The following is a 23,542-nucleotide window of genomic DNA, read 5'->3' as shown; positions in this document are numbered from 1 at the left end:
GCGGGTTTTTCATGTGTCGAAAATGCTGCACGGCGACCGTTAGTCGGCTACCGTGAAACTAATCAATTGATAGCGATCTGATTGCATTGCTTGTCGCAACTGCAGGTCTAGAGTATCAGCTGGATCCAATAGCAAGTCGAAGTCTGTCAAACAAGAGAAGCAGCATGGATGGCGCTTACCCTGAACCACTGGATGGCAAATCGGTTCTCCTGGTGGTAGACGATTACCCGGAAAACCTGATCAGTATGCGCGCCTTGCTGGCGCGCAACGATTGGCAAGTGCTGACTGCAAGCTCGGGGATGGAAGCCCTGGGGACGTTGCTGGAACATGAAGTCGATCTGGTTCTGCTCGATGTGCAGATGCCGGAAATGGACGGCTTCGAGGTCGCCCGCCTGATGCGCGGCAGCCAGCGAACCCGGCTGACCCCGATTATCTTCCTCACCGCCAACGAGCAGTCCGATGCCGCCGTGCTCAAGGGCTATGCCAGTGGTGCGGTGGATTACCTGTTCAAACCGTTCGATCCACAGATTCTCAAGCCGAAGGTGCAGGCGCAGCTGGACCAGCAGCGCAGCCGGCGCATACTGCAGCAGCTGACCCGCGAGCTGGAGGCTGCCCGGGCGTTCAACGCCTCGATCCTGGAAAATGCCGCCGAAGGCATCCTGGTGGTCGACGCCGAGGGTGTCATCAGCTTTGCCAACCCGGCGATCTCGCGCTTGCTGCATAGCTCGATGGAACACTTGCAGGGTGCCCAGCTGCTCGATCTGCTGCAATTGGCCAATGCCACCTTGTGGAGCGAGTCCGAGTTCCGCAACGCCTACCTCGCACGGCAAATCGTGCGGGTGCATGATGCCCATCTGCGCACCCCCGGTGGCCAGCTGGTCCCCGTTGCGCTGTCCTGCGCGCCGTTACCGGCGGAGCAGCAGGCCATGGTGGTCACGGTGCTGGACATGTCGGTGGAGCGTAACCTGCATCAGCAACTCGAATACCAGGCGGTGACCGACCCGCTGACCGGGCTGCTCAACCGTCGCGGTTTCTACCAGGCCGCCGAAGGCGCGTTGCTGCGCGGCGAGCGCTCGAACAAGGCCCAGGCCCTGATGTACATGGACCTCGATGGCTTCAAGCGGATCAACGATTCGCTGGGCCACGAAGCGGGTGACCGGGTGCTGCTCTGGGTGGCCGAGCAGATCAAGGAATGCCTGGGCAGCGAGGCGCTGCTGGCACGCTTGGGCGGCGACGAGTTCACCGCATTGTTCGACGGCCTGCCGTACCCGGAGCAGGCCGGGCGCTATGCCGAAAAACTGCTCGAGCGGGTGTCGATCCAGCAGCAGGTGGACGGCATCGACATCTGCTTGGGCGTCAGCATTGGCATCGCCACCTTCCCTGACTGCGGGGGTAATGTCGAAGGCCTGCTGCGCGCGGCCGACACCGCGATGTATGCAGCCAAGCGGGCCGGTCGCCAGCAATACCGCTTCTATGATCAGGAACTCAATGGTCGGGCCCGCTCGCGGTTGATGCTTGAAGACAGCGTGCGCAATGCCATCGAGGTACAGGATTTCAGCCTCGTGTATCAGCCGCAGGTGGCCTTTGCCGATGGCAAGCTTCGGGGCTTCGAGGCGCTGCTGCGCTGGCAACACCCCAGTGTTGGCGATGTGCCGCCCGGGCTGTTCATACCCTTGCTGGAAGAGGCTCGGCTGATCAACCGCCTGGCCAGCTGGATCTACCGCCAGGGGGCTGCTCAGCGCCAGGCCTGGTGCCAGCGTTTCGACCCGGAACTGGTGTTGGGTATCAGCCTGAGTCGCGCTCAATTCTCCATGCCCAGCCTGGTCGATGAACTGCAGCGGGTGATACAGGATTATCAGCTCGACCCGTCGCAACTGGAGGTCGAGGTTGCCGAGACCTCGTTGATGTACAACATCGACGCGGCGATCAAGCAGATTCACCGCCTGCGCGAACTGGGCGTTCGCGTGGCGCTGGACGATTTCGGCGCGGGCGACTGTTCGTTGCGCATGTTGCGCGACCTGCCCATCGACACCTTGAAGCTGGACCGCCATCTGGTGGCGCGTCTGCCAGATTCGGCGCCGGATGCCGCATTGGTGCGAAGTGTCATCGTCCTGTGTGCAGACTACGGCATCACCGTGATCGCAGAAGGGGTCGAAACGCAGGCCCAAGCTGCGTGGCTGAAGGCAAACGGCTGCGCCTACGTCCAGGGTTTTCTGGTCGCGCACCCCATGACAGCGGCCGATGCCACTGGCTTTCCGGTGATTTTTCCCTGGCTGCTGCCGTGATTGGCTAGAATCGGCATTCGTTACGACGAATGCCATGCCATGACCGTATTACGCTATTTGCAAGCCTACCCACCGCACCTGCAGGAGCAGGTGCGGCAGATGATCGACAGCGACCGCCTGGGCGAGTACTTGCAGCGCCGCTACCCGGGCCGCCATGACGTGCAGAGCGACAAGGCGCTGTACGGCTATGCCCAGGACTTGCGCCAGCAGTACCTGCGCAGTGCGCCAAACCTGGACAAGGTGCTGTTCGACAACCGCCTGGACCTGACCCATCGGGCCCTGGGGCTCAATACCGCGGTTTCGCGGGTGCAGGGCGGTAAGCTGAAGGCAAAGAAGGAAATCCGCATTGCCTCGCTGTTCAAGGAGGCAGCGCCCGAGTTCCTGCGCATGATCGTGGTGCACGAACTGGCGCACTTGCGCGAGCGCGATCACAACAAGGCGTTCTACCAGCTCTGCCAGCATATGGAGCCGGCATACCACCAACTGGAATTCGACCTGCGCGTCTACCTGACCTACCGGGAGTTGCCAGGCAACCTGTAAGGATCACGCAGCATGGATGTGAGCAAGACCAAGAGCAGTTTCTACCGCCGCCTGTACGTGGCCTGGCTGATCGATAGCCAGACCGCCACCAGCGTGCCGGCGCTGATGGAGGCCACCGGCATGCCGCGGCGCACGGCACAGGACACCATCGCCGCACTCGCCGACCTGGACATCGTCTGCGAGTTCGAGCAGCAGGAAGGCGCACGCAACCATGCCGGGCATTACCGCATTCATGACTGGGGCGCGATCGACAAGCAGTGGATCATCCGGCACCTGCGGCAGATCAAGGCAGTACTGGGGTATCCATGACCTTGCGCATGCCGATATGCGGGATGTCATCCTCGAGGTACTGCTCGCCCACCACGGCAAAACCGTGCCGGGCATAGAACCGTTGCAGGTGTGCCTGCGCCGACAGATACACCGGTGTCCCGTGCCAGCAATGCCCGGCTGCTTCCAGCCCTTTCATCAGCAGCGGATGGCCAAGTTTCAACGCGCGCGCCTCCGGCGAGGTCACCACCCTGCCGATGACCACATCGCCGCCCTGCGACTGTGGGTCGAGCAGGCGCAGGTAGGCCACCAGCTTGTCATCCTGCCAGCCCATGAGGTGCAGGGTGTCACCCGTCAGGTCCTGACCATCGACTTCCTGGTAGGCGCAGCGTTGCTCGACCACGAACACGGCGGTACGCAGTTGCAGGATGGCATAGAGCTCATGCGTGTCGAGGTCGGAGTGGTGCTTGCAAAGCCAGTGGATGGACATTGTGGTAACTCCTCGAAATGGATGGCCGATCATCGCAAATTTCCCCGCCTCGGCCAAAATAGAGGCTAAATGACATCATTGGCCGCTGCCCAAAGAGTAGCCTTTGTGTATTCTCATCTGCGCGTCGCCTTCCTCAGTGAGTGCCTTCCACTGCAAAAGGACTTCTGCATGCGGCCTCTGCTTCGCACGTTGGGTTTGCTGGGCCTGTTCCTGACAGCACCTGTATTCGGCCAGGACAGACTGCGTCTGGTAGCTGACACCTGGCCGCCGTTCACCGACAGCGCCATGCCAGGCGGCGGCCTGGCGACCAGCCTGGTCACCACCGCGCTGGCCCGCGCGGGGTACTCCAGCAGCTATGAGGAAGTACCTTGGGCGCGAGCGCTGATGGGCGTTGGCGAGGGGCGCTACGACGTGCTGATCAACGCTTGGTACAACGACGCGCGCCAGCAGATCGGGCAGTTTTCCAAGGGCTACCTGAACAACCGCATTCGTCTGCTCAAGCGCAAGGGCGACACGTTCCGTTATAAAAGCCAGGGCGACCTTTACCCCTACAGCATCGCGGTGGTGCGCGACTACGCCTATTCACCCGCTTTCGATGGCGATACCCGCTTGCACAAGGTGGCGGTGCGCAACTTCTCCACCGCGGTGCGCATGCTGGCAGCCGGCAGAGTGAACCTGGCCGTGGAAGACGAATACGTGGCGCGCTACAACCTGCAGCGCGAGCCGCAGGACGTGCGCGATGGGGTGACCTTGGTAGAGCCGCCGCTGGCGGAGAATACCCTGCATATCCTGGTGAGCCTGAAACACCCCGACCACCAGCAGATCGTCGAACGCTTCGAGCAGGCCATCGCAGGCATGAAGGCCGATGGCAGCTATGCGCGGCTGCTACGCCAGCATGGCTTCTGACGCTACGCCGCTCAAGCCGCCTGTGCCTCTTTGATGAGATGGGCGGCCAAGGTCCGCAACGGCGCCAGCTGCCGGCAGATCAACGCCAGCTGGGTCTGCACCAACCGCTGGTGCTCATCCAGTTCTTCCGGCATTTGCTCCAGGGCGGCGGCCAGCGATTCTTCGGCATCACTGTGTATCGCGACCGGCAGCCGGGCAGCCAGGCCATTGGCTATCTCGTCCAGGCTGTTGGCCAGAGTCTGCGCGGCACCATCGATCAACTGCTCCTGCACCTCTGCCGGCAAGGCCGTGTCACGGTGCGCGCCCAACCCTGACAGGTAGCTGAGCAAGGTGTGCGACAGCACCAGGAAGCGGAAGCCGACATCGGCCTCCTTACGGAAATGCCCCGGTTCCATGAGCATGTTGGCCAAGGTGGTCGACAGCGCCGCATCGGCGTTGTGGGCGTTGCGGCGGGCCAGGCGGTAGGCGAGATCGTCGCGCTTGCCATGGGCGTACTGCTGCATGATCTGGCGCAGGTACACGCTGGCGCAGGCCAGGGTGTTGGCCAGCGCCTTGTTCAGGCGGCGGCCCTGCCAGTCGGGCAGGAACAGGAACACCGCAAGGATGGCAATCAGGCTGCCGACCAAGGTATCGAACAGGCGTGGCAGGAACAGGCCGTAGCCATCGCCGATCTGGTTGAAGCAGAACAGCACCATCAGCGTGATCGCTGCGGTGGCCAAGGTGTAGCGGGTGGTACGGTTGACGAAGAACACCACCCCGGCAGCCACTGCGAACAGCGACTGGATGACCGGGTTGGGGAACAGGTCGAACAGCGCCCAGCCGACAGTCAGGCCGATCGCGGTGCCGAAGATCCGTTGCACCAGCTTGCGCCGGGTGGCGCCATAGTTGGGCTGACAGACGAACAGGGTGGTGAGGATGATCCAGTAGCCCTGGGTCGGGTGGATCACGTGCACCATGCCGTAACCGATCGACAGTGCCAGCGGCAGGCGCAGGGCATGACGGAACAGCAGTGAGGTCGGTGTCAGCTGGGTGCGCAAGCGTGTCCACACGTCCTTCAGGTTGCGTGGTGAGCGGTCGAGCAGGCTGCTGTCACTGGCATCGGCCAGGCTGTCGGGGTTGCTGGCTGCGCTGAGCAAGCGGTCGAGGGTCGCCAGGTTGGCAGCCAGGGCGCGCAGCGAACGCAGCAGGCCGCGCCAGGCCGGGTTGCTCTGGATACGCAGGTGTTCGAGCGAGGCATTGAGGTCTTCCAGGGCTTCGGCGAATCCGCTGGCCAATACGAAGGGCTGGCGCAGGCGGATCGAGCGCGCCAGTTCCTGGCAGGAGGCCCCCTGTTTACGCAGCAGGCGCTGACAGCGGAACATCACATCACTGTGGAAGAACGCTTCGGTCAGGGCGTTGTAAGGGTAGTGCGAAGCGCTGACCCGTTCATGGATGTCCTGGGCCAGGAAGTACAGCTTGAGGTAGCGGCTGACCTTGGAGTTCGGCTGGCTGTTGCCGACCCGGTGCAGGATGATTTCCTTGGCCGCGTTGAGCGCCGCGACCACCTTGCCATTCTGACGGGCCAGTTCCAGGCGCTGGGCCTCGACATCGAGGTTACGGATCGGCTCGAACAGGCTGGCCTTGAGCTTCAGGTAGCTGCCGAGCTCGAAGAACAGCTTGGCCAGGCTCTGCTGCACCGGCTGGTTGGAAAACAGCGCCTGCCACAGCACCGAAAGCAGGCCGTACCAGGCGGCGCCTGCTACCAGCAGCATCGGCTCGTGCCAGAAGTCGCTGACCTGGCCGCCACGCTGGTCCACGCCGATCATGGTGTACACCGAGGTGATCAGCGTCGCCGAAGCGATCGCGCCATAGCGCTCGCCCAACGCGCCGAGCATGGTCAGGCCGAACGCTGCCAGCGCCAGCGCGGCGACGAAGATCCACGGGTAGGGGAACAGCAACTCGACTGCCAGCGCTGCGATGGCAAAGCAGGGAAGGGTCACGGCCAGGGCGCTGAGGCGGCCTTGCCAACTGTCGTCGGTCTCGGCCAGGGCGCTGGCGATGATGCCGAGGAACAGTGGAATCAGCAGAGCCATCTCGTTCTGGTACCAGCACAGGGCCAGGCTGCCGGTGAGGGCGATGGTGACCCGGATGCTGTAGCTGAACTTGTCTTGGCCCCACAGGCGACGCAGTGACTGACTGAACGAACTCGATGACATGATGGCCTGCTAGGCAGTGATCGAATGAATGCATTGCAGCACGGCCAGCAAGAAGCGTTCCGTGCTGCTGAATGGATTCTACTCTACACGAACTGCGCAGCGGCGTTGGCGGACGCCCACGCCCACTGGAAATTGAAACCGCCCAGATGGCCGGTAACGTCGAGCACCTCGCCGATGAAATACAGGCCGGGGCTCTTCAGCGATTCCATGGTCTTGGATGACACTTCGCGGGTGTCGACCCCGCCGAGGGTCACTTCCGCCGTGCGGTAGCCTTCGGTGCCGGCCGGCACCACTTGCCAGTTCGCCAGTTTTTCGGCGATCTGCGCCAGTTCCCCGGGGGTGTACTGCTTCATGGGGCGGGACTCGAACCATTGCTCGGCCAGCAGGTTGGCCAGCTTGCGGGTGAACACCTCGCCCAGCACGGTCTTCAGTTCGGCGTTGGCACGTTCGGCCTGCATCTGCTGCAGCCAGGCCAGCGCATCGCGATCGGGCAGCAGGTTGATTTCCACGGTGTCGCCGGCTTCCCAGAACGACGAGATCTGCAGGATCGCCGGGCCGCTGAGGCCGCGATGGGTGAACAGCAGGTTTTCGCGGAAGCTGGTGCCGTTGCAACTGGCAGTGCAGTCCAGCGAAGTGCCCGACAATTCGGTGCACAGTGCCTTGAGTTGGGGCTCGGTGATGGTGAACGGCACCAGCCCGGCGCGGGTCGGCAGCAGGGTGTGGCCGAACTGGCGGGCCACCTGGTAACCGAAGCCGGTGGCGCCCAGGGTCGGGATCGACAGGCCACCAGTGGCGATCACCAGCGACTGGCAGGCGAACTGCCCACCGCTGGTCTGCAGCAGGTAGCCGGTTTCGGTCTTCTCGATGTGTTCGATGCTGGTGTGCATGCGGATTTCGGCACCCGCGTCGTCGCATTCGGCCAACAGCATGTCGAGGATGTCGCTGGCCTTGTTGTCGCAGAACAGCTGGCCGAGCTTCTTCTCGTGGTACGGCACGCCATGCTTGCTCACCAGTTCGATGAAGTCCCACTGGGTGTAGCGGGCCAGGGCCGACTTGCAGAAGTGCGCGTTCTGCGAGAGGAAGTTGGCCGGCTCGGTGTACAGGTTGGTGAAATTGCAGCGCCCGCCGCCCGACATCAGGATCTTCTTGCCGGGCTTGTTGGCGTGGTCGAGCAGCAACACCCGGCGCCCGCGGCGGGCGCTGAGCTGGGCGCACATCAGGCCGGCGGCGCCAGCGCCGAGGATGATCACGTCGGTGGAGTGCACGGTGTTACCTCTTCGGAATTGCTGGGGCTGCTTTGCAGCCCTTTCGCGACACAAGGCCGCTCCCACAAGAGATCGCACATGATCTGAAATTTGCGCAATACACTGTGGGAGCGGCCTTGTGTCGCGAAAGGGGCGCGAAGCGGCCCCCAAAATAGGTCAGACGATACGGACTTTCAGGGCCCGGCCCTTGATCTTGCCGCTGTTCAAGCGCTGCATGGCCTGCTTGGCCAGCGGCCGTTCCACCGCCACGAAGGCCTGGAAGTCGAAAATGGCGATCTTGCCCACCTGCTTGCCCGGGATTCCGGCATCGCCGGTCAGTGCACCCAGGATGTCGCCCGGGCGCAGCTTGTCCTTGCGCCCGGCAGCAATGCACAACGTGCTCATCAACGGCACCAAAGGTTCGCCCTTGTGCTTCAGGCTGTCCAGCTGATCCCAGCGCAGCGGGCGCTTCTGCAGGGCTTCGATGGCCTGGGCACGATGGGCCTCGGCTGGCGCCACCAGGCTGACTGCCAGACCTTTCTCACCGGCACGGCCGGTACGGCCGACGCGGTGCACATGGATCTCGGCATCGCGCGCCAGTTCGACGTTGATGACCATGTCCAGGCCGTCGATATCCAGGCCGCGGGCAGCCACGTCGGTAGCCACCAGTACCGAGCTGCTGCGGTTGGCGAACAGAGTCAGCACCTGGTCGCGGTCACGCTGCTCCAGGTCACCGTGCAGGGCCTGGGCGACGATACCCTTGGCGGTCAGGTGGGCTACCACGTCCTCGCACTGCTGCTTGGTGAAGCAGAACGCCACGCACGATTGCGGGCGGTAGTGGCCAAGCACGCGAGTGACGGCTTCCAGGCGTTGCTGCGGGTCGATCTCGATGAAACGCTGTTCGATCTGATTGTCGGCGTGCAGGCTTTCGACCTTGACCTGCTGCGGCTTGCGCATGAAGTCGGCGGCCAGTTGCTCGATGCCCGCCGGGTAAGTGGCCGAGAACAGCAGGGTCTGCCGACGCGCCGGGGTCTTGCCGATGATGCTGGCGATGGCGTCGAAGAAGCCCATGTCGAGCATGCGGTCGGCTTCATCCAGCACCAGCGTGTTCAGGCCGTCGAGCACCAAAGTGCCCTTGTCCAGATGCTGCTGGATGCGCCCCGGGGTGCCGACGATGATGTGCGCACCGTGCTCCAGCGAGGCGATCTGAGGGCCCAGCGACACGCCACCGCAAAGGGTGAGGATCTTGATGTTGTCCTCGGCGCGGGCCAGGCGGCGCAGCTCTTTGGCGACCTGGTCGGCCAGCTCGCGGGTCGGGCACAGCACCAGTGCCTGGCAGCCGAAGTAGCGCGGGTTGATCGGGTTGAGCAGGCCGATGCCGAAGGCGGCGGTCTTGCCGCTGCCGGTCTTGGCCTGGGCGATCAGGTCCTGGCCGCGCAGGATGACAGGCAGGCTCTGGGCCTGGATCGGCGTCATCGAGGCATAGCCGAGGGCGTCCAGGTTGGCCAGCATGGCGGTGGACAGCGGCAAGGTGGCAAAGGCGGTGGATTCGGTGGTCACGAGGCGGGCCTGCGGTGCGAAGCGAAAAATGCCGAACAGTTTACCAGCCTCGTGGCCATTCGCCCTACGACTCCATGTGTTGTTCCGGACGACGGGCACGCCTTCCGTCCGTCGGCGACAGTTGCAGGAAGATGGCAGCCGCCAGCATGGCCATCACGCCGATGGTGACGAAGGTCAGCTGGAACGCGCCGAGCGTGGTTTCCACACCGTCGGCGCTGCCCGCTGCGGTGAAACCGCCGAGCAGGGCACCGGCGCAGGCCACACCGAGACTCAGCGACAACTGCGCGACCACCGACAGCAGGCTGTTGCCGCTGCTGGCGCTGGCGTCGTCGAGGTCGATCAGGGTCACTGTGTTCATGGCCGTGAACTGCATCGAATTGACGGCGCCAAGCAGGGCCAACTGCACCAGCAGCAGCGCATACGGCGTCTGCTCGTCGACCAGGCCCAGGCTGGCCAGCAGGATGCCCAGCAGCAACGTGTTGCCGGTCAGCACGATGCGATAGCCCAGCCGCTCTATCAGCGAGCGGGCGACCGACTTGGCGAGCATCGCCGAGGCGGCCAGCGGAATCATGCTCATGCCAGCCTGGGCCGGCGAATAGCCCAGCGCCACCTGCAGCAGCAACGGCACCAGAAACGGCAGGGCACCGCTGCCCAGGCGCGCGAACAGATTGCCGAGGATGCCGATGGCGAACGTGCGCACGCGGAACAGGCTGGGTGAGAACAGCGGTTCCGGGTCGCGCCCGGCGCGCAGCCAATAGGCCGCCAGGCAGGCCATGCCAGCGAACAGCAGCAACATCACCCGCAGGTGTGGCAGGTGCAGCTCGCCCAGGCCTTCCATTGCGATGGTGATCAGCACCATCGCCGCGCCGAACAGGATGAAGCCGGGGCCGTCGAAGCGGGTGCGCTCGGCCCCGCGCAGGTCGGGTATGAACTTCCACACGGCATAGCAGCCCAGCGCACCGACTGGCAGGTTGAGCAGGAAGATCCAGTGCCAGCTGAGGATTTCCACCAGCCAGCCGCCCAGGGTCGGGCCCAGCAGCGGGCCGAGCAGGCCGGGGATGGTGATGAAGCTCATGATCCGCACCAGCTCGGTTCGCGGGTAGGCGCGCAGCACCACCAGGCGCCCGACGGGGAGCATCAGCGCGCCGCCCAGGCCCTGCACGATGCGGGCGAAGATCAGGAAGCCGAGGCTGTTGGCCGTGGCGCACAATAGCGAGCCGAAGCTGAACAGCATGATGGCGCTGAAGAAGATGCGCTTGGTGCCGAAGCGGTCGGCGATCCAGCCGGAGGCGGGGATCAGCAGGGCCACGGTGAGCATGTAGGCGATGATCACGCCCTGCATGCGCAGGGGGTCTTCAGCCAGCGAGCGGGCCATGGCCGGCAGGGCGGTATTGAGGATGGTGCCGTCCAGGGATTGCATGAAGAAGGCGATGGCCACCACCCAGGGCAGCCAGCGGGCGGTGGTCGGGTCCAGCGGGGTACGTTCGGGCATGGCTTGCTCTTCCGTCAGTGCCGGCCCTGTCGCGGCCAAAGCCGCTCCTACAGGGAGTATGCGATCCCTGTATGAGCCGCGATAGGGCCGGCAAGGCCAATTACAATGTCAGGGTCAGCCCTTTGACCAGCGCCCCCGGCAGATGACTCGACCCGGTACTGCGCTGCCCGTAGGTGCTGGTCGACAGGATCATCTCGCGCTCCTGCGTCAGGTCCTCCAATTGGCTCCCCAGCAGACTGTACAGGCTGTCATCGAAGCGCATGGTGCTCACCGGCCCCTGGATCTCACCGTTCTCCACCCAGAAAGTAGCGAAGCGGGTCAGCCCGGTCATGCGTGCCGCCGGCAGGTCAGAGTAGTTCAGGTACCACAGGTTGCTGATGTACAGCCCGGTACCGAGCCGCTCCAGAATCTGCTCGCGGGGCAAGCCACCGGGCGCCAAGCTCAGGGCGCACGGCGACTCGTAGCTGTCGGCTCCATTGGCCCGCAACTCGAACTCCGCTGCGCTGCGGGCGCTGACCAGCCGCTGCATCGCCTGACCCTGCTGGATCAACGGTACATCCAGGCGCGGTGAGCCCTCGTCGCTGAATGCCGGGCTCAGTGAGCCGCTGACCTGCTCGCTGAAATTCACCAGCGGGTGCAGTTGTGCATCGCCGTTGTACAAGCGCTGCAGGGCGCTGTTACCGGTGGCCAGGGCCTGCGCGGAGAAACCGCCCCAGCAGAGCATGCCGGCGATTTCGTCCATGGCCGCAGGTGCCAGGAAAGCGCGGTAGCGGCCGGGCTTGAGGGTAATTGCCGGGCGGCCGAGGAAGCCCAGCTGTTGCCGAGCGAGGCGAAGGCGGGCGGTAAAGTCGTCGGCGTTCCACAACTGGCCGGCATAGTTGGCCTTCACCGCCTCGCCGTTTTCGTGGAACAGGCTCCAGTCGAAGTTGAAGCTGTTGGCCTGATGCCAGCCAATGGCCCCGAACGAGCTGGCGAAGCCGCGGAAGATCGGGCCGGCGGCGTAGATGCCGACCAGGTCCAGGTCACCGGCCTCATGTTCGAGCAGGGCCAGCACTTCGTTCAGTTCGGGCAACGGCTGTTGCTGCTGGCTGTCGCTGTGCCACGCGCTTTCGTCGAGGCTCAGGTATGGGTCGAGCGTCAGCATCGGTAGTGTCTGGCGCAACTGCTCCAGCGCCGCGATCAGGCGTTGCCGGTCAAGCTGCGGGTCGCCACTCAGGGTCACTTGCTGTTCCGCCTGGCGGCCATCGCGGATCAAGCGCAGTTGCGCGCTGGCCTGGCTCACTTCGCCGGCCTGGCGCACCTTGGCATGGTTGAAACGCACGAACTGCGACTGTTCGGCACTGTAGCCGAGGGTAAATTGCTCGTCGGCTTGCAGGGCGTGGCGCACATCCGCGAGCAGGGCTTCGAAAACCGGTTTCATCAGGCGTCTCCTCCGAATACATCGATCTGGCGGAACACGCAGGCGGGTGAGGCATGCCCGACCCGTACCACCTGGTTGGGTTCGCCCTTGCCACAGTTGGGCGTACCGAGGACCTGGAAGGTGCTGCGGTCGCCGACAGCCGCGAGGTTGCGCCAGAACTGTGCGGAGATGCCGCGGTAGTTAGGGTTCTTGACGATGCCCTTGAGCTCGCCATCCTCGATCAGCTGGCCCCATTCGCAGCCGAACTGGAACTTGTTGCGCGCATCGTCGATCGACCAGGAGCGGTTGGTGCGCATCAGGATGCCGTGCTCGATGCCCTGGATCAGTTGTTCGAGGGTTTGGTCGCCCGGTTCGATGTTGAGGTTTGCCATGCGGTCGATGGGGGCACGGTTCCAGCTGCAGGCGCGGCTGTTGGCAACCCCATCCAGGCCTGAGCGGAACTGCGACAGGGCGCCCCCCAACGGGCGCAGCAGCAGGCCATCGCGGATCAGGAACTGCTTGCTGGCGGCGGTCCCGTCATCATCGAAGCTGTAGCTGGCCAGCTCTTCGCCGATGGTCGGGTCGAAGGTGACGTTGAGCAGGCTGGAGCCGTATTGCAGGTGACCGAAGTCGCTGGCTTTGACGAAGCTGGTGCCGGCGTAGTTGCGCTCGTCACCGAGGATGCGGTCCATCTCCAGCGGATGGCCGATGGACTCGTGGATCTGCAGCATCATCTGGTCGGGCATCAGCAGCAGGTCGCGCGCGCCGCCAGGGGTGTTGGGTGCCAGCAGCAGCTGCAAGGCCTCATCGGCGACCTGGCGGGCCGCGCCGACCAGGCCACAGCGCTCGACGATTTCGAAACCCCCTTGCTGGCCGAAGTTGTCGCGGCCCAGGCTGCGGCTCTGGCTGTCCTGGCCGTCGCTGGCGGTAACGCTCAGCCCCGGGAACAGGAAGCGCTGGGCATGGCGCAGTTCGGCGCCAGCCGAGTTCAGGTAGGTCTGCTCGACCAGGCTCAGGCCCAGGCTGGCCTGCCAGTCCACCAGGCGGCTGTCCTTGGGCACGCTGGCCGATTCGGCGGCAAGCAGGCCAAGGCAGTCGGCAAGGCTGGGTACCGGCTGGTCGAAATTGGGTGAAATGTGATCGTGGCGAGCGCTTGTCACCGGCTGCTGGCGCAGGTCGAGCAGGTTGTACGGGGCGATCTGCCGCGCCAGGGCCTCGGCCTGGTCCAGCGCTCGTTGCAGGCCGGCCTGGGACAGGTCGGCAGTAGCCGCATAGGCCTCCACGCCATTGAGCCGTACGGTGAGCATGGCGCCCTCGTCGTGGCTGAAGGCCGGTGGCTCGGCGACATTGCGGCGAACCGAAAGCGCCTGGTGCGACTGTTTCACATGGCGCAGGGAATACACATCGGCCGTACTGCGCAGCGCGGCAAAGCGCTGGCGCAGCAGGGCGCTGGAATCGAACATCTGGAAGCCTCCGTTTTCACAGTGGCTCCCCCTAGAACCACCCGTCTTGCATGGTGAGGCAAGTGTCGTCGCGTGCCTCGAGCAATGCCAGGTCATTATGGCAGGCGGGAATTTCCCAAGTCAGGAAATAACGCGCGGCATGCAGCTTGCCGAGGTAGAAGTCGCGGTCAGCGGCATTGCCTTTCAGCAGGCCGAGCTCGGCGTAGATCGCCTGTTCCAGCCAGCGCCAGCCGATCACGCAGTGGCCGAAGACCTTGAGGTACAGGGCGGAGTTGGCCAGGGCGCCTGCAACGTTGCCCTCGGCCATGTCGCCGAGCAGCGCCAGGGTCACGGATTGCAGGCGATTGACCAACTGTTCCAGCGGCTGACGCAGGGTGTCCAGGCGCGGGTGATGGCTGGCGCGCTCGGCGCTGGCGGCGATCAGGCGGATCAGCTGCTTGAGGCCGGCACCGTTGTTCTGCGCCAGCTTGCGGCCCAGCAGGTCGAGCGACTGGATGCCCTCGGTGCCTTCATGGATCGGGTTCAGGCGGTTGTCGCGGTAGTACTGCTCCACCGGGTATTCGCGGGTGTAGCCGTGGCCACCGAGAATCTGGATCGCCAGTTCATTGGCCTTGAGGCAGAAGGTCGACGGCCAGGACTTGACGATCGGGGTCAGCAGGTCGAGCAGTTGCTGGGCCTGTTTGCGTGCGCCTTCGTCGCTGGCGCTGTGGGTGTCGTCGAACAGGCGCGCGGCATACAAGCCCAGGTCGAAGGCGCCTTCCACATAAGCCTTCTGTGCCAGCAGCATGCGCTTCACGTCGGTGTGTTCGATGATAGTCACTGCCGGGCTGTGCGGGTCCTTGTTGTCCGGCAACCGGCCCTGTGGCCGCTGGCGGGCGTACTCCAGGGAGTAGAGGTAGCCGGCGTACCCGAGCATCACCGCGCCCATGCCAACGCCGATGCGTGCCTCGTTCATCATCTGGAACATGCACGCAAGGCCTTGGTGGGGCTGGCCGACCAGGTAGCCGACGCAATGACCGTTGTCGCCGAAATTCAGTGCGGTGGAGGTGGTGCCGCGCCAGCCCATCTTATGGAACAGACCGGCCAGCAGCACGTCATTGCGCGGGCCGCGGCTGCCGTCTTCATTGACCAGGTACTTTGGCACGATGAACAGCGAAATGCCCTTCACGCCGGGCGGTGCGTCCGGCAGCTTGGCCAGCACCATGTGCACGATGTTCTCCGACAGTTCGTGGTCGCCACCGGAGATGAAGATCTTGTTGCCCTTGAGCCGGTAGGTGCCATCGCCAGCGGGTTCGGTGCGGGTGCGGATATCGGCCAGCGACGACCCCGCGTGGGGCTCGGTCAACGCCATGGTGCCGAAATAACGGCCTTCGATCATCGGCTGCAGGTACAGGCGCTTCTGCGCTTCGGTGCCGAAGCTCTCGATCAGGTTGGCCGCGCCCATGGTCAGGAAAGGGTAGGCCGTGGTGCCGGCGTTGGCCGCCTGGAAGTGGGCGAAACAGGCCTGTGAGACCAGGCTGGGCAGTTGCATGCCGCCGACTTCGAAATCGCGGTTGGCGTTGAGGAAGCCGGCTTCCAGAAAGGCGTCGACGGCGGGCTTCACCTCAGGGATCAGTTCGGCGCGGCCGTCCACGTAGCGCGGCTCGTTTTCGTCGGCTTTGCGGTTGTGCGGGGCGAAGTACTTTTCGGCGATGGTGCGCGCGGTGGTCAGGGCCGCGTCGAAGGTTTCGCGGCTGTGCTCGGCGAAGCGCGGGCGCTGGGTCAGGGCTTCGGCGTCGAGGACTTCGTAGAGTTCGAAGGCGAGGTTGCGGGGGCTGAGCAGGGTCTCGGGCATGGGGGCGGTCCTGAGGCGGGATGCAGCGAGTCTAGGGGGTTGGGCGGGATGGGGGGAGGTTAATAGGTTTGGGTGATATGGCTATAGAAAAGGTGGGGGCATACAGGTGCCTGCCTTGATTTTTACAGCGCCTGTGAGATCGAGCGCCGCCCGCGCGGCGCATCGCGGATAAATCCGCTCCTACGTCTGTTTCGGGCCAGTTAATCCTGCACCCTTACGCGCTCTTCGGTACTGAATGGGACAAACAGGCGGACAGCGGAGACCTCGCAGGCCGGACTGGCCCTAAACAGACGTTCGGGCCAGTTAATCCTGCACCCTTGCGCGCTCTTCGGTATTGAATGGGACAAACAAGGCGGACAGCGGTGACCTCGCAGGCCGGCCTGGCCCGAAACAGACGTCCGGGCCAGTTAATCCTGCACCCTTGCGCGCTCTTCGGTATTGAATGGGACAAACAAGGCGGACAGCGGTGACCTCGCAGGCCGGACTGGCCCGAAACAGACGTAGGAGCGGATTTATCCGCGATGCGCCGCGCGGGCGGCGCTCGATCTGATGGGCGCTGCAAATCTGCCGGCATGCACCCGCCAGCCCTGACACTCGCGCAAGGCCTGTACCCATAAAAAAGGAGAGCCGAAGCTCTCCTTTTTCATCAACAACCCCTGGCGTCAGCCAATGGTCATCAGGCTGGCATTACCGCCCGCAGCCGCCGTATTCACACTCACCGCCCGCTCGATCACCAGGCGCTCCAGCGCAATCTGGTGGTCGCCGCTGGACAGCCCGTGCACACCGACGATCGCGCCAGCGCGCTTGGCCACCTGCTGGCATACGCCGCGCAGCTGGTCCGAGTCGCCATGGTGGATCACGGCGTCGAACGCCACTTCATCCTTGCTCCAGTCCGCCACCAGCTTGACCTTGGCCTGCAGCTCCCGCGGCAGGCGGCCGCGCAGGGTCTTGCCTGGCTCGCTGTCAGCCCACACCGCCGAGCTGCCCACTGCCAGCACGGCAGCGAACTGTGCCAGCAGGTCGGCCTCGTTGTCCGCCAGGCACAGCACGTGCTCGCGCGGCAGGATGGTATAGGTGTTGCGCTCACCGGTCGGGCCTGGCAGCAAGCGGGCGATGCCGCTCTGCGACTGGCCGGCGAACTGGCTGCACAGGGCGGCCAGGTCGGCGTGCTGGTTGCTCTCGGCCCAGGCCTTGAGCGCGTGCAGCGGCTTGATCAGCTGGTCGTGCAGGGTACGGTCCGGCTGGACTTCGCCATCCTGCAGCTGGAAGTGGCGGCCAATGGCGTCGGCCGGGCGGGTCGACAGCAGACGGTACAGGTACAGCGGGCCGCCGGCTTTCGGGCCGGTGCCGGACAGGCCTTCACCACCGAACGGCTGCACACCCACCACGGCGCCAACGATGTTGCGGTTGACGTACATGTTGCCGGCGTTGGCAGTCTCCACCACCTTGGCGATGGTCTCGTCGATGCGGGTGTGCACGCCGAGGGTCAGGCCGTAGCCGGACGCGTTGATCTGCTCGATCAGCTGGTCCAGATTGCGGCGGTTGTAGCGCACAACGTGCAGCACCGGGCCAAAGATTTCACGTTTCAGTTCGTCGAAACTGTCCAGTTCGATCAGGGTTGGCATGACGAAGGTGCCACGCTTGATCTCGGCCACGTCGGCGATTGCGACTTGATAGACCGCGCGGCCTTTCTCGCGCATGCCCTGGATATGCTTCTCGATACCGGCCTTGGCTTCGGCGTCGATCACCGGGCCGATGTCCACGGCCAGGCGGTCCGGGCAGCCCAGGCGGCTTTCGGCCATGGCGCCCTTGAGCATCTCGATCACGCGGTCGGCGGAGTCTTCCTGCAGGCACAGTACGCGCAGTGCCGAGCAACGCTGGCCGGCGCTGTCGAAGGCCGAGGACACCACGTCGATCACCACCTGCTCGGTCAGTGCCGAGGAGTCGACGATCATGGCGTTCTGGCCGCCGGTTTCGGCGATCAGCGGGATCGGCCGGCCCTGGTTGTCCAGGCGGCCAGCGACATTGCGCTGGAGCAGGCGGGCGACTTCGGTGGAGCCGGTGAACATCACGCCTTTGACGCGCTCGTCACCGACCAGGCCGGCACCGACGGTTTCGCCGCGGCCTGGCAGCAGTTGCAGCACCCCTTCCGGAATACCGGCCTCCAGCAGCAGGCGCACGGCCTGGGCGGCGATCAGTGGGGTCTGTTCGGCAGGTTTGGCCAGTACCGGGTTGCCGGCCGCCAGGGCAGCGGCAACCTGGCCGGTGAAGATCGCCAGCGGGAAGTTCCACGGGCTGATGCACACCACCGGGCCCAGCGGGCGGTGGGCGTCATTGCTGAAGTCGTTGCGTGCCTGTACGGCGTAGTAGCGCAGGAAGTCCACGGCTTCGCGCACTTCAGCGATGGCGTTGGCAAAGGTCTTGCCAGCCTCGCGGATGAGCAGGCCCATCAACGGCTGGATCTCTGCTTCCATCAGGTCGGCGGTGCGCTCAAGGATCGCGGCACGCTCGGCAGGCGGGGTGGCTTGCCAGATAGGGGCAGCGTTCAGCGCGCACTGAATGGCATTGTCGACATCGGCAACGGTGGCTTCCTGCACGTGACCGACCACGTCACGGTGGTCTGCCGGGTTCAGGACCGGCACGGCAGCGGCTTCGCTGGCGGTGCAGGCCAGCATCGGCGTGGCTTTCCAATCATTGTTGGCAGTGGCCAGCATGGCGCAGGACAGCGACGCCAGGCGGTGTTCGTTGGCCATGTCGATGCCGGCCGAATTGGCGCGCTCGCTGCCATACAGCTCACGCGGCAGCGGGATGCGTGGGTGTGGCAGGCCGATGCTGCCTTCCTGGGTGCCCATGCGTTCGATGCTGGCGACCGGGTCGGCGACCAGTTCCTGGATGGAAATCGAGTGGTCGGCGATGCGGTTGACGAACGAGGTGTTGGCGCCGTTTTCCAGCAGACGGCGGACCAGGTAGGCCAGCAGGGTTTCATGGGTGCCGACTGGCGCGTACACGCGGCACGGACGGTTCAGCTTGCCGTCGGCGACCTTGCCTACGACCTGTTCGTAGAGCGGCTCGCCCATGCCGTGCAGGCACTGGAATTCGTACTGACCCGGGTAATAGTTCTGGCCAGCGATGTGGTAGATGGCCGACAGCGTGTGCGCGTTGTGGGTGGCGAACTGCGGGTAGATGGCTTCCGGTACGGCCAGCAGCTTGCGGGCGCAGGCGACGTAGGACACGTCGGTGTAAACCTTGCGGGTGTAGACCGGGTAGCCTTCCAGGCCTTCGACCTGGGCACGCTTGATCTCGCTGTCCCAGTAGGCGCCTTTCACCAGGCGGATCATCAGGCGGTGGCGGCTGCGCTTGGCCAGGTCGATGACATAGTCGATCACGTACGGGCAGCGCTTCTGGTAGGCCTGGATGACGAAGCCGATACCGTTCCATCCCGCCAAGGCCGGCTCGAAGCACAGGCGCTCGAGCAGGTCGAGGGACAGCTCGAGGCGGTCGGCCTCTTCGGCGTCGATGTTCAGGCCGATGTCATATTGCTTGGCCAGCAGGGTCAGCGACAGCAGGCGCGGGTACAGTTCTTCCATCACGCGCTCGTACTGGGCGCGGCTGTAGCGTGGGTGGAGCGCCGACAGCTTGATCGAGATGCCTGGGCCCTCATAGATGCCGCGGCCATGGGAGGCCTTGCCGATCGAGTGAATCGCCTGCTCGTAGGAAGCCAGGTACTTCTGTGCATCGTGCTCGGTCAGTGCGGCTTCGCCGAGCATGTCGTAGGAATAACGGAAGCCTTTGGCTTCGAAGCGGCTGGCGTTGGCCAGGGCCTCTGCGATGGTTTCGCCAGTGACGAACTGCTCGCCCATCAGGCGCATGGCCATGTCGACACCCTTGCGGATCATCGGCTCGCCGCTCTTGCCGATAATGCGGGTGAGCGAGGAGGTAAGGCCGGCTTCATTATGGGTGGAGACCAGCTTGCCGGTCAGCAGCAGGCCCCAGGTGGCTGCGTTGACGAACAGCGACGGGCTGTTGCCGAGGTGCGGCTGCCAGTTGCCGTTGCTGATCTTGTCGCGGATCAGGGCGTCGCGGGTGCCTTTGTCAGGGATGCGCAGCAGGGCTTCGGCCAGGCACATCAGGGCGACGCCTTCCTGGGAAGACAGGGAAAACTCTTGCAGCAGGCCCTGAACGATGCCGGCACGGCCGCCAGCACTCTTCTGGTTTCGCAGCTTTTCGGCGATACCTGCAGCGAGCTTGTTGGTGGCTTCGGCCAGCGGGGCGCTCAGGCGCGCCTGTTCCAGCAGCATCGGCACGACTTCCTGCTCGGGGCGGCGGTAGGCGGCGGTGATCGCCGAGCGCAGCACCGACTGCGGCAGAATGCTCTCGGCAAATTCGAGGAAGCACTGGTGGCTGTGCTCTGGCTGGACTTCGCCAGCGTCATCGGCCAGGTTGTTGGCGTGACCGTTGAGTTCGGTCAGGGTGGCGCCACCCTCGAGCTTCTCCAGGTAATTGAAGATCGCTTGCTTGATCAACCAGTGCGGCGTGCGGTCGATGGACTGCGCAGCTGCTTTGAGTCGCTCACGGGTCGGGTCATCAAGTTTGACCCCAAGGGTGGTCGTCGCCAATTTCTTATCCTCGTTATTGCCACGGGTGTGGCTTAAGCTGCGCCAAGATTAGCCGTAGGCGATTTTGGGTGCAACCAGGTGCAACCCCATTTTTTCGAGGAAAAGGTGCAACTCGTCTGGCGAGATTTCCTACAGGCCAAAAAGAACCCATCACAGTGCATTTTCTTATGACAAAGCCCCTTTTTGCTCCAAAAAGAAGCAAGAAACAGGATTTTTCCGAAAGTGCACGAGTGGGTGCAACTTGCAAATGAAAAATGGTTGCACCGCATTTGCGTTGTTGCATAGCATTCGCCGCCTGGGTGCAACCGTCGTCAAGAAGGTTGCGCATGAGATAAAAACAAACGCCAGGGCACATGCATGGGCAATCCACTAACGATCACCTTCGTGATCTACATCGCGGCAATGGTGCTGATCGGTTTCGCGGCCTATCGCTCCACCAACAACCTTTCCGACTACATCCTCGGCGGTCGCAGCCTGGGAAGTGTGGTCACTGCGCTCTCTGCCGGTGCTTCCGACATGAGCGGCTGGCTGCTCATGGGGCTGCCGGGCGCCATCTACTTCTCCGGCCTTTCCGAGGCCTGGATTGCCATCGGCCTGACCGTAGGCGCCTACCTGAACTGGCTGTTCGTCGCTGGCCGCCTGCGTGTGCAGACCGAGCACAATGGCGATGCGCTGACCCTGCCGGACTACTTCTCCAGCCGCTTCGAAGACCAAAGTGGCTTGCTGCGGATCATCTCGGCGATTGTGATCCTGGTGTTCTTCACCATCTATTGCGCCTCCGGCATCGTTGCCGGTGCTCGTCTGTTCGAAAGCACCTTCGGCATGCCGTACGAGACTGCCCTGTGGGCCGGTGCCGCGGCGACCATCGCCTACACCTTCGTCGGTGGCTTCCTGGCGGTGAGCTGGACCGACACCGTGCAGGCCTCGCTGATGATCTTCGCGCTGATCCTCACGCCCGTGATCGTGTTGATCTCCACGGGAGGCTTCGATACCACCTTCCTGGCCATCGAAGCGCAGAACCCGGCCAACTTCGACATGCTCAAAGGCGCCACCTTCGTTGGCATCATCTCGCTGATGGGCTGGGGCCTGGGCTACTTCGGCCAGCCGCACATCCTGGCGCGCTTCATGGCCGCCGACTCGGTGAAGTCGATCGCCAACGCCCGTCGCATCTCCATGACCTGGATGATCCTGTGCCTGGCGGGTACCTGCGCCGTGGGCTTCTTCGGCATCGCCTACTTCTCGGCGCACCCTGAACTGGCGGGCCCGGTCACCGAGAACCATGAGCGCGTATTCATCGAGCTGGCCAAGATCCTGTTCAACCCGTGGATCGCCGGTGTGCTGCTGTCGGCCATCCTGGCGGCGGTGATGAGCACCCTGAGCTGCCAGCTGCTGGTCTGCTCCAGCGCCCTCACCGAAGACTTCTACAAGGCCTTCCTGCGCAAGAACGCTTCGCAGGGTGAGCTGGTGTGGGTCGGCCGCCTGATGGTGCTGGCCGTGGCCCTGATCGCCATTGCCATGGCGGCCAACCCGGAAAACCGCGTGCTGGGCCTGGTGGCTTACGCCTGGGCCGGCTTCGGTGCCGCCTTCGGCCCGGTAGTGCTGATCTCTGTCCTGTGGAAAGGCATGACCCGTAACGGCGCGCTGGCGGGTATCGTGGTGGGTGCGCTGACCGTGATCCTGTGGAAGAACTTCGACACGCTCGGCCTGTACGAAATCATCCCAGGCTTCCTGTTTGCCAGCATCGCCATCGTTCTGGTGAGCAAGCTGGGCAGCCCGTCGCAGGCGATGGTGCAGCGCTTCGAAACCGCTGATGCGGCGTACCACGCTGACAAGTAAGGCAAATCTCCGCTGGTTTGGCGGGGGCTGAGTGCCGATAGCGAGTCGTCAGTCATCGTCCTGCAAACGCGAACGGCCCGAACAACCATGTTGTTCGGGCCGTTCGCGTTTTCAGCCAGGGCAGGTTACAGCGAGAACGCCAGGCGAGTGCCTTCGAACGCCATGCCATTTCGTGGGCGAATCGCGGCGTCGTAGTTTCCGGCAGCGTATCCGTCCAGGCTGACGGCCCAGGCATCGGTGTCGGAGCTGGGTACGACCAGGGTGACGATACTGCCATCGGGCCGGGTCAGTTCGACAACGGCGGTGTACGGCGCATTCATGACGCCGAGCTTGCCTTTCAGGGTGGGTGTCGCAGTGCTATCGAGTTCAATGGAAGCTTTCATGCGCTTTACTCGGTTGGGTGGAGCCGCGATTGTCGATCCGTGGCAGGCCTGGAAAAATCGGGAAGGTATTCCTCAGGCCGCATGGCTCTGGCGGTCAGGGGTGTGCAGGGTGCCGATCGGCTGTCGCACCTGACGGCGGCAGTCTGACAAGGTAAACTTGCCAGCCCCGCAGGAGTTGCCATGAACTATCGTCACGCCTTCCACGCCGGCAACCATGCCGACGTCCTCAAACATATCGTGCTGACCCGCCTCATCGCCCTGATGTCGCGCAAGGAGCAGCCGTTCGCCTACATTGACACCCACGCCGGTCTTGGTCTGTACGACCTGCAAGGCGATCAGGCCACCCGCACCGGTGAATACCTGGAGGGCGTCGCCCGCCTGTGGAACCGTGATGACCTGCCGGCCATGGCGGCGGACTACCTGCGCATCATCAAGCGGCTGAATGCCAATGGTGAACTGCGCTACTACCCAGGTTCGCCCGAGCTGGCGCGTCGCCTGATGCGCGAGCAGGACCGTGCACTGCTCAACGAGAAGCACCCGGAAGACGGGCCGCTGCTCAAAGAGAACATGAAGAAGGACCCGCGTGTGGTCGTGCACCTGGGCGAAGGCTGGTATGTGCCACGGGCACTGCTGCCGGTGCAGGAAAAGCGCGCGATCATGCTGATCGACCCGCCGTTCGAGCAGGCTGACGAGCTCAAGCGCTGCACCAACTCGATGAAAGAGGCGATCGGCCGCATGCGCCAGACCGTTGCGGCCATCTGGTACCCGATCAAGGACCAGCGCTCGCTGACCCGCTTCTACCAGGACCTGACCAGCACCGGCGCGCCGAAGCTGCTGCGGGTCGAGCTGTATGTGCATCATCAGGACAGTCCGCAGGGCCTTAACGGCTCGGGCCTGGCCATTGCCAACCCGCCGTGGGGGCTGGAAGAAGAACTGCGTGAACTGCTGCCTTGGCTGGCCAGGGAGCTGGCGCAGACTGCTGGCAGTTTCCGCATGGACTGGCTGATCGCCGAATAAACGGCGCTGCGTTAT

The 23,542-nt window shown here is 64.0% G+C and carries 16 protein-coding genes; 6 read left to right on the top strand and 10 right to left on the bottom strand.

Annotated features, from left to right (window positions below):
* Window positions 1-164: 164 nt before the first annotated feature.
* From HU738_RS06650 to HU738_RS06640, 3 genes are read left to right on the top strand one after another with little or no spacing between them, the layout of a single operon-like run.
* Window positions 165-2,285 carry a putative bifunctional diguanylate cyclase/phosphodiesterase gene (locus HU738_RS06650; protein WP_186601689.1) on the top strand — a complete coding sequence of 707 codons (2,121 nt, stop codon included), beginning with the start codon at window positions 165-167 and terminating at the stop codon, window positions 2,283-2,285.
* A 39-nt stretch (window positions 2,286-2,324) separates the two neighbouring features.
* Window positions 2,325-2,825, top strand: a complete 501-nt coding sequence (locus HU738_RS06645) for a M48 metallopeptidase family protein (protein WP_027920691.1) — start codon at window positions 2,325-2,327, stop codon at window positions 2,823-2,825.
* Window positions 2,826-2,837: 12 nt separating this feature from the next.
* Window positions 2,838-3,134 (top strand): winged helix-turn-helix domain-containing protein, encoded by a 297-nt coding sequence (locus HU738_RS06640; protein ID WP_054887923.1) that lies wholly within the window; start codon window positions 2,838-2,840, stop codon window positions 3,132-3,134.
* Here the strand turns inward: HU738_RS06640 and HU738_RS06635 are convergent.
* Window positions 3,109-3,582, bottom strand: coding sequence for a GNAT family N-acetyltransferase (locus HU738_RS06635; protein ID WP_176508206.1), 474 nt, complete (start codon window positions 3,580-3,582; stop codon window positions 3,109-3,111). The two genes, HU738_RS06640 and HU738_RS06635, sit on opposite strands and share 26 nt — an antisense overlap.
* Before the next feature lie 168 nt (window positions 3,583-3,750).
* On the opposite strand from HU738_RS06635, the gene HU738_RS06630 reads away from it, so the two are divergent.
* The gene (locus tag HU738_RS06630; RefSeq protein WP_186601687.1) at window positions 3,751-4,488 is read left to right on the top strand and encodes a substrate-binding periplasmic protein; all 738 of its coding nucleotides are present in this window, start codon (window positions 3,751-3,753) and stop codon (window positions 4,486-4,488) included.
* An 11-nt stretch (window positions 4,489-4,499) separates the two neighbouring features.
* Here the strand turns inward: HU738_RS06630 and yccS are convergent, their stop codons facing one another.
* From yccS to putA, 8 genes are all read right to left on the bottom strand, one after another.
* Window positions 4,500-6,683 (bottom strand): YccS family putative transporter, encoded by a 2,184-nt coding sequence (gene yccS, locus HU738_RS06625; RefSeq protein WP_186601685.1) that lies wholly within the window; start codon window positions 6,681-6,683, stop codon window positions 4,500-4,502.
* A gap of 83 nt (window positions 6,684-6,766) precedes the next feature.
* Window positions 6,767-7,948: a BaiN/RdsA family NAD(P)/FAD-dependent oxidoreductase gene (locus tag HU738_RS06620; protein WP_054887919.1), complete on the bottom strand. Its 1,182-nt coding sequence runs from the start codon at window positions 7,946-7,948 to the stop codon at window positions 6,767-6,769.
* Between the two features lie 156 nt (window positions 7,949-8,104).
* Window positions 8,105-9,439, bottom strand: a complete 1,335-nt coding sequence (gene dbpA, locus HU738_RS06615) for an ATP-dependent RNA helicase DbpA (RefSeq protein WP_236192415.1) — start codon at window positions 9,437-9,439, stop codon at window positions 8,105-8,107.
* 112 nt (window positions 9,440-9,551) lie between these two features.
* The gene (gene mdtD, locus HU738_RS06610) at window positions 9,552-10,979 is read right to left on the bottom strand and encodes a multidrug transporter subunit MdtD (RefSeq protein ID WP_099815611.1); all 1,428 of its coding nucleotides are present in this window, start codon (window positions 10,977-10,979) and stop codon (window positions 9,552-9,554) included.
* Window positions 10,980-11,079: 100 nt separating this feature from the next.
* Window positions 11,080-12,399, bottom strand: a complete 1,320-nt coding sequence (locus HU738_RS06605; protein ID WP_186601683.1) for a TldD/PmbA family protein — start codon at window positions 12,397-12,399, stop codon at window positions 11,080-11,082.
* Complete coding sequence (locus HU738_RS06600; protein ID WP_186601681.1) at window positions 12,399-13,841, bottom strand: TldD/PmbA family protein; 1,443 nt, start codon at window positions 13,839-13,841, stop codon at window positions 12,399-12,401. The genes HU738_RS06605 and HU738_RS06600 overlap by 1 nt, the downstream gene beginning before the upstream one ends.
* 31 nt (window positions 13,842-13,872) lie before the next feature.
* A complete protein-coding gene (locus HU738_RS06595) occupies window positions 13,873-15,675 on the bottom strand; it encodes an acyl-CoA dehydrogenase (protein WP_186601679.1) in 1,803 nt (600 codons plus the stop codon).
* Window positions 15,676-16,337: 662 nt separating this feature from the next.
* Complete coding sequence (gene putA / locus HU738_RS06590; RefSeq protein WP_186601678.1) at window positions 16,338-20,291, bottom strand: trifunctional transcriptional regulator/proline dehydrogenase/L-glutamate gamma-semialdehyde dehydrogenase; 3,954 nt, start codon at window positions 20,289-20,291, stop codon at window positions 16,338-16,340.
* A gap of 357 nt (window positions 20,292-20,648) precedes the next feature.
* Between putA and putP the strand changes: the two genes are divergently transcribed.
* Window positions 20,649-22,127 (top strand): sodium/proline symporter PutP, encoded by a 1,479-nt coding sequence (gene putP, locus HU738_RS06585; RefSeq protein ID WP_176508217.1) that lies wholly within the window; start codon window positions 20,649-20,651, stop codon window positions 22,125-22,127.
* 125 nt (window positions 22,128-22,252) lie between these two features.
* Here putP and HU738_RS06580 read toward each other — a convergent pair whose 3' ends face one another.
* Entirely contained in the window at window positions 22,253-22,510 is a 258-nt protein-coding gene (locus HU738_RS06580; RefSeq protein ID WP_176509968.1) for a hypothetical protein, read from the bottom strand.
* A 180-nt stretch (window positions 22,511-22,690) separates the two neighbouring features.
* Here HU738_RS06580 and HU738_RS06575 point away from each other — a divergent pair, with 180 nt between their 5' ends.
* On the top strand, window positions 22,691-23,527 hold the full coding sequence (locus tag HU738_RS06575; RefSeq protein ID WP_186601677.1) for a 23S rRNA (adenine(2030)-N(6))-methyltransferase RlmJ: 837 nt from the start codon (window positions 22,691-22,693) through the stop codon (window positions 23,525-23,527).
* Window positions 23,528-23,542: the final 15 nt, after the last annotated feature.

The sequence above is a fragment of the Pseudomonas vlassakiae genome (assembly GCF_014269035.2).
GTDB classification, from domain to species: domain Bacteria; phylum Pseudomonadota; class Gammaproteobacteria; order Pseudomonadales; family Pseudomonadaceae; genus Aquipseudomonas; species Aquipseudomonas vlassakiae.
Note: the sequence above shows the minus strand (reverse complement) of the source record. Positions and strands in the feature narration are given on the sequence as shown.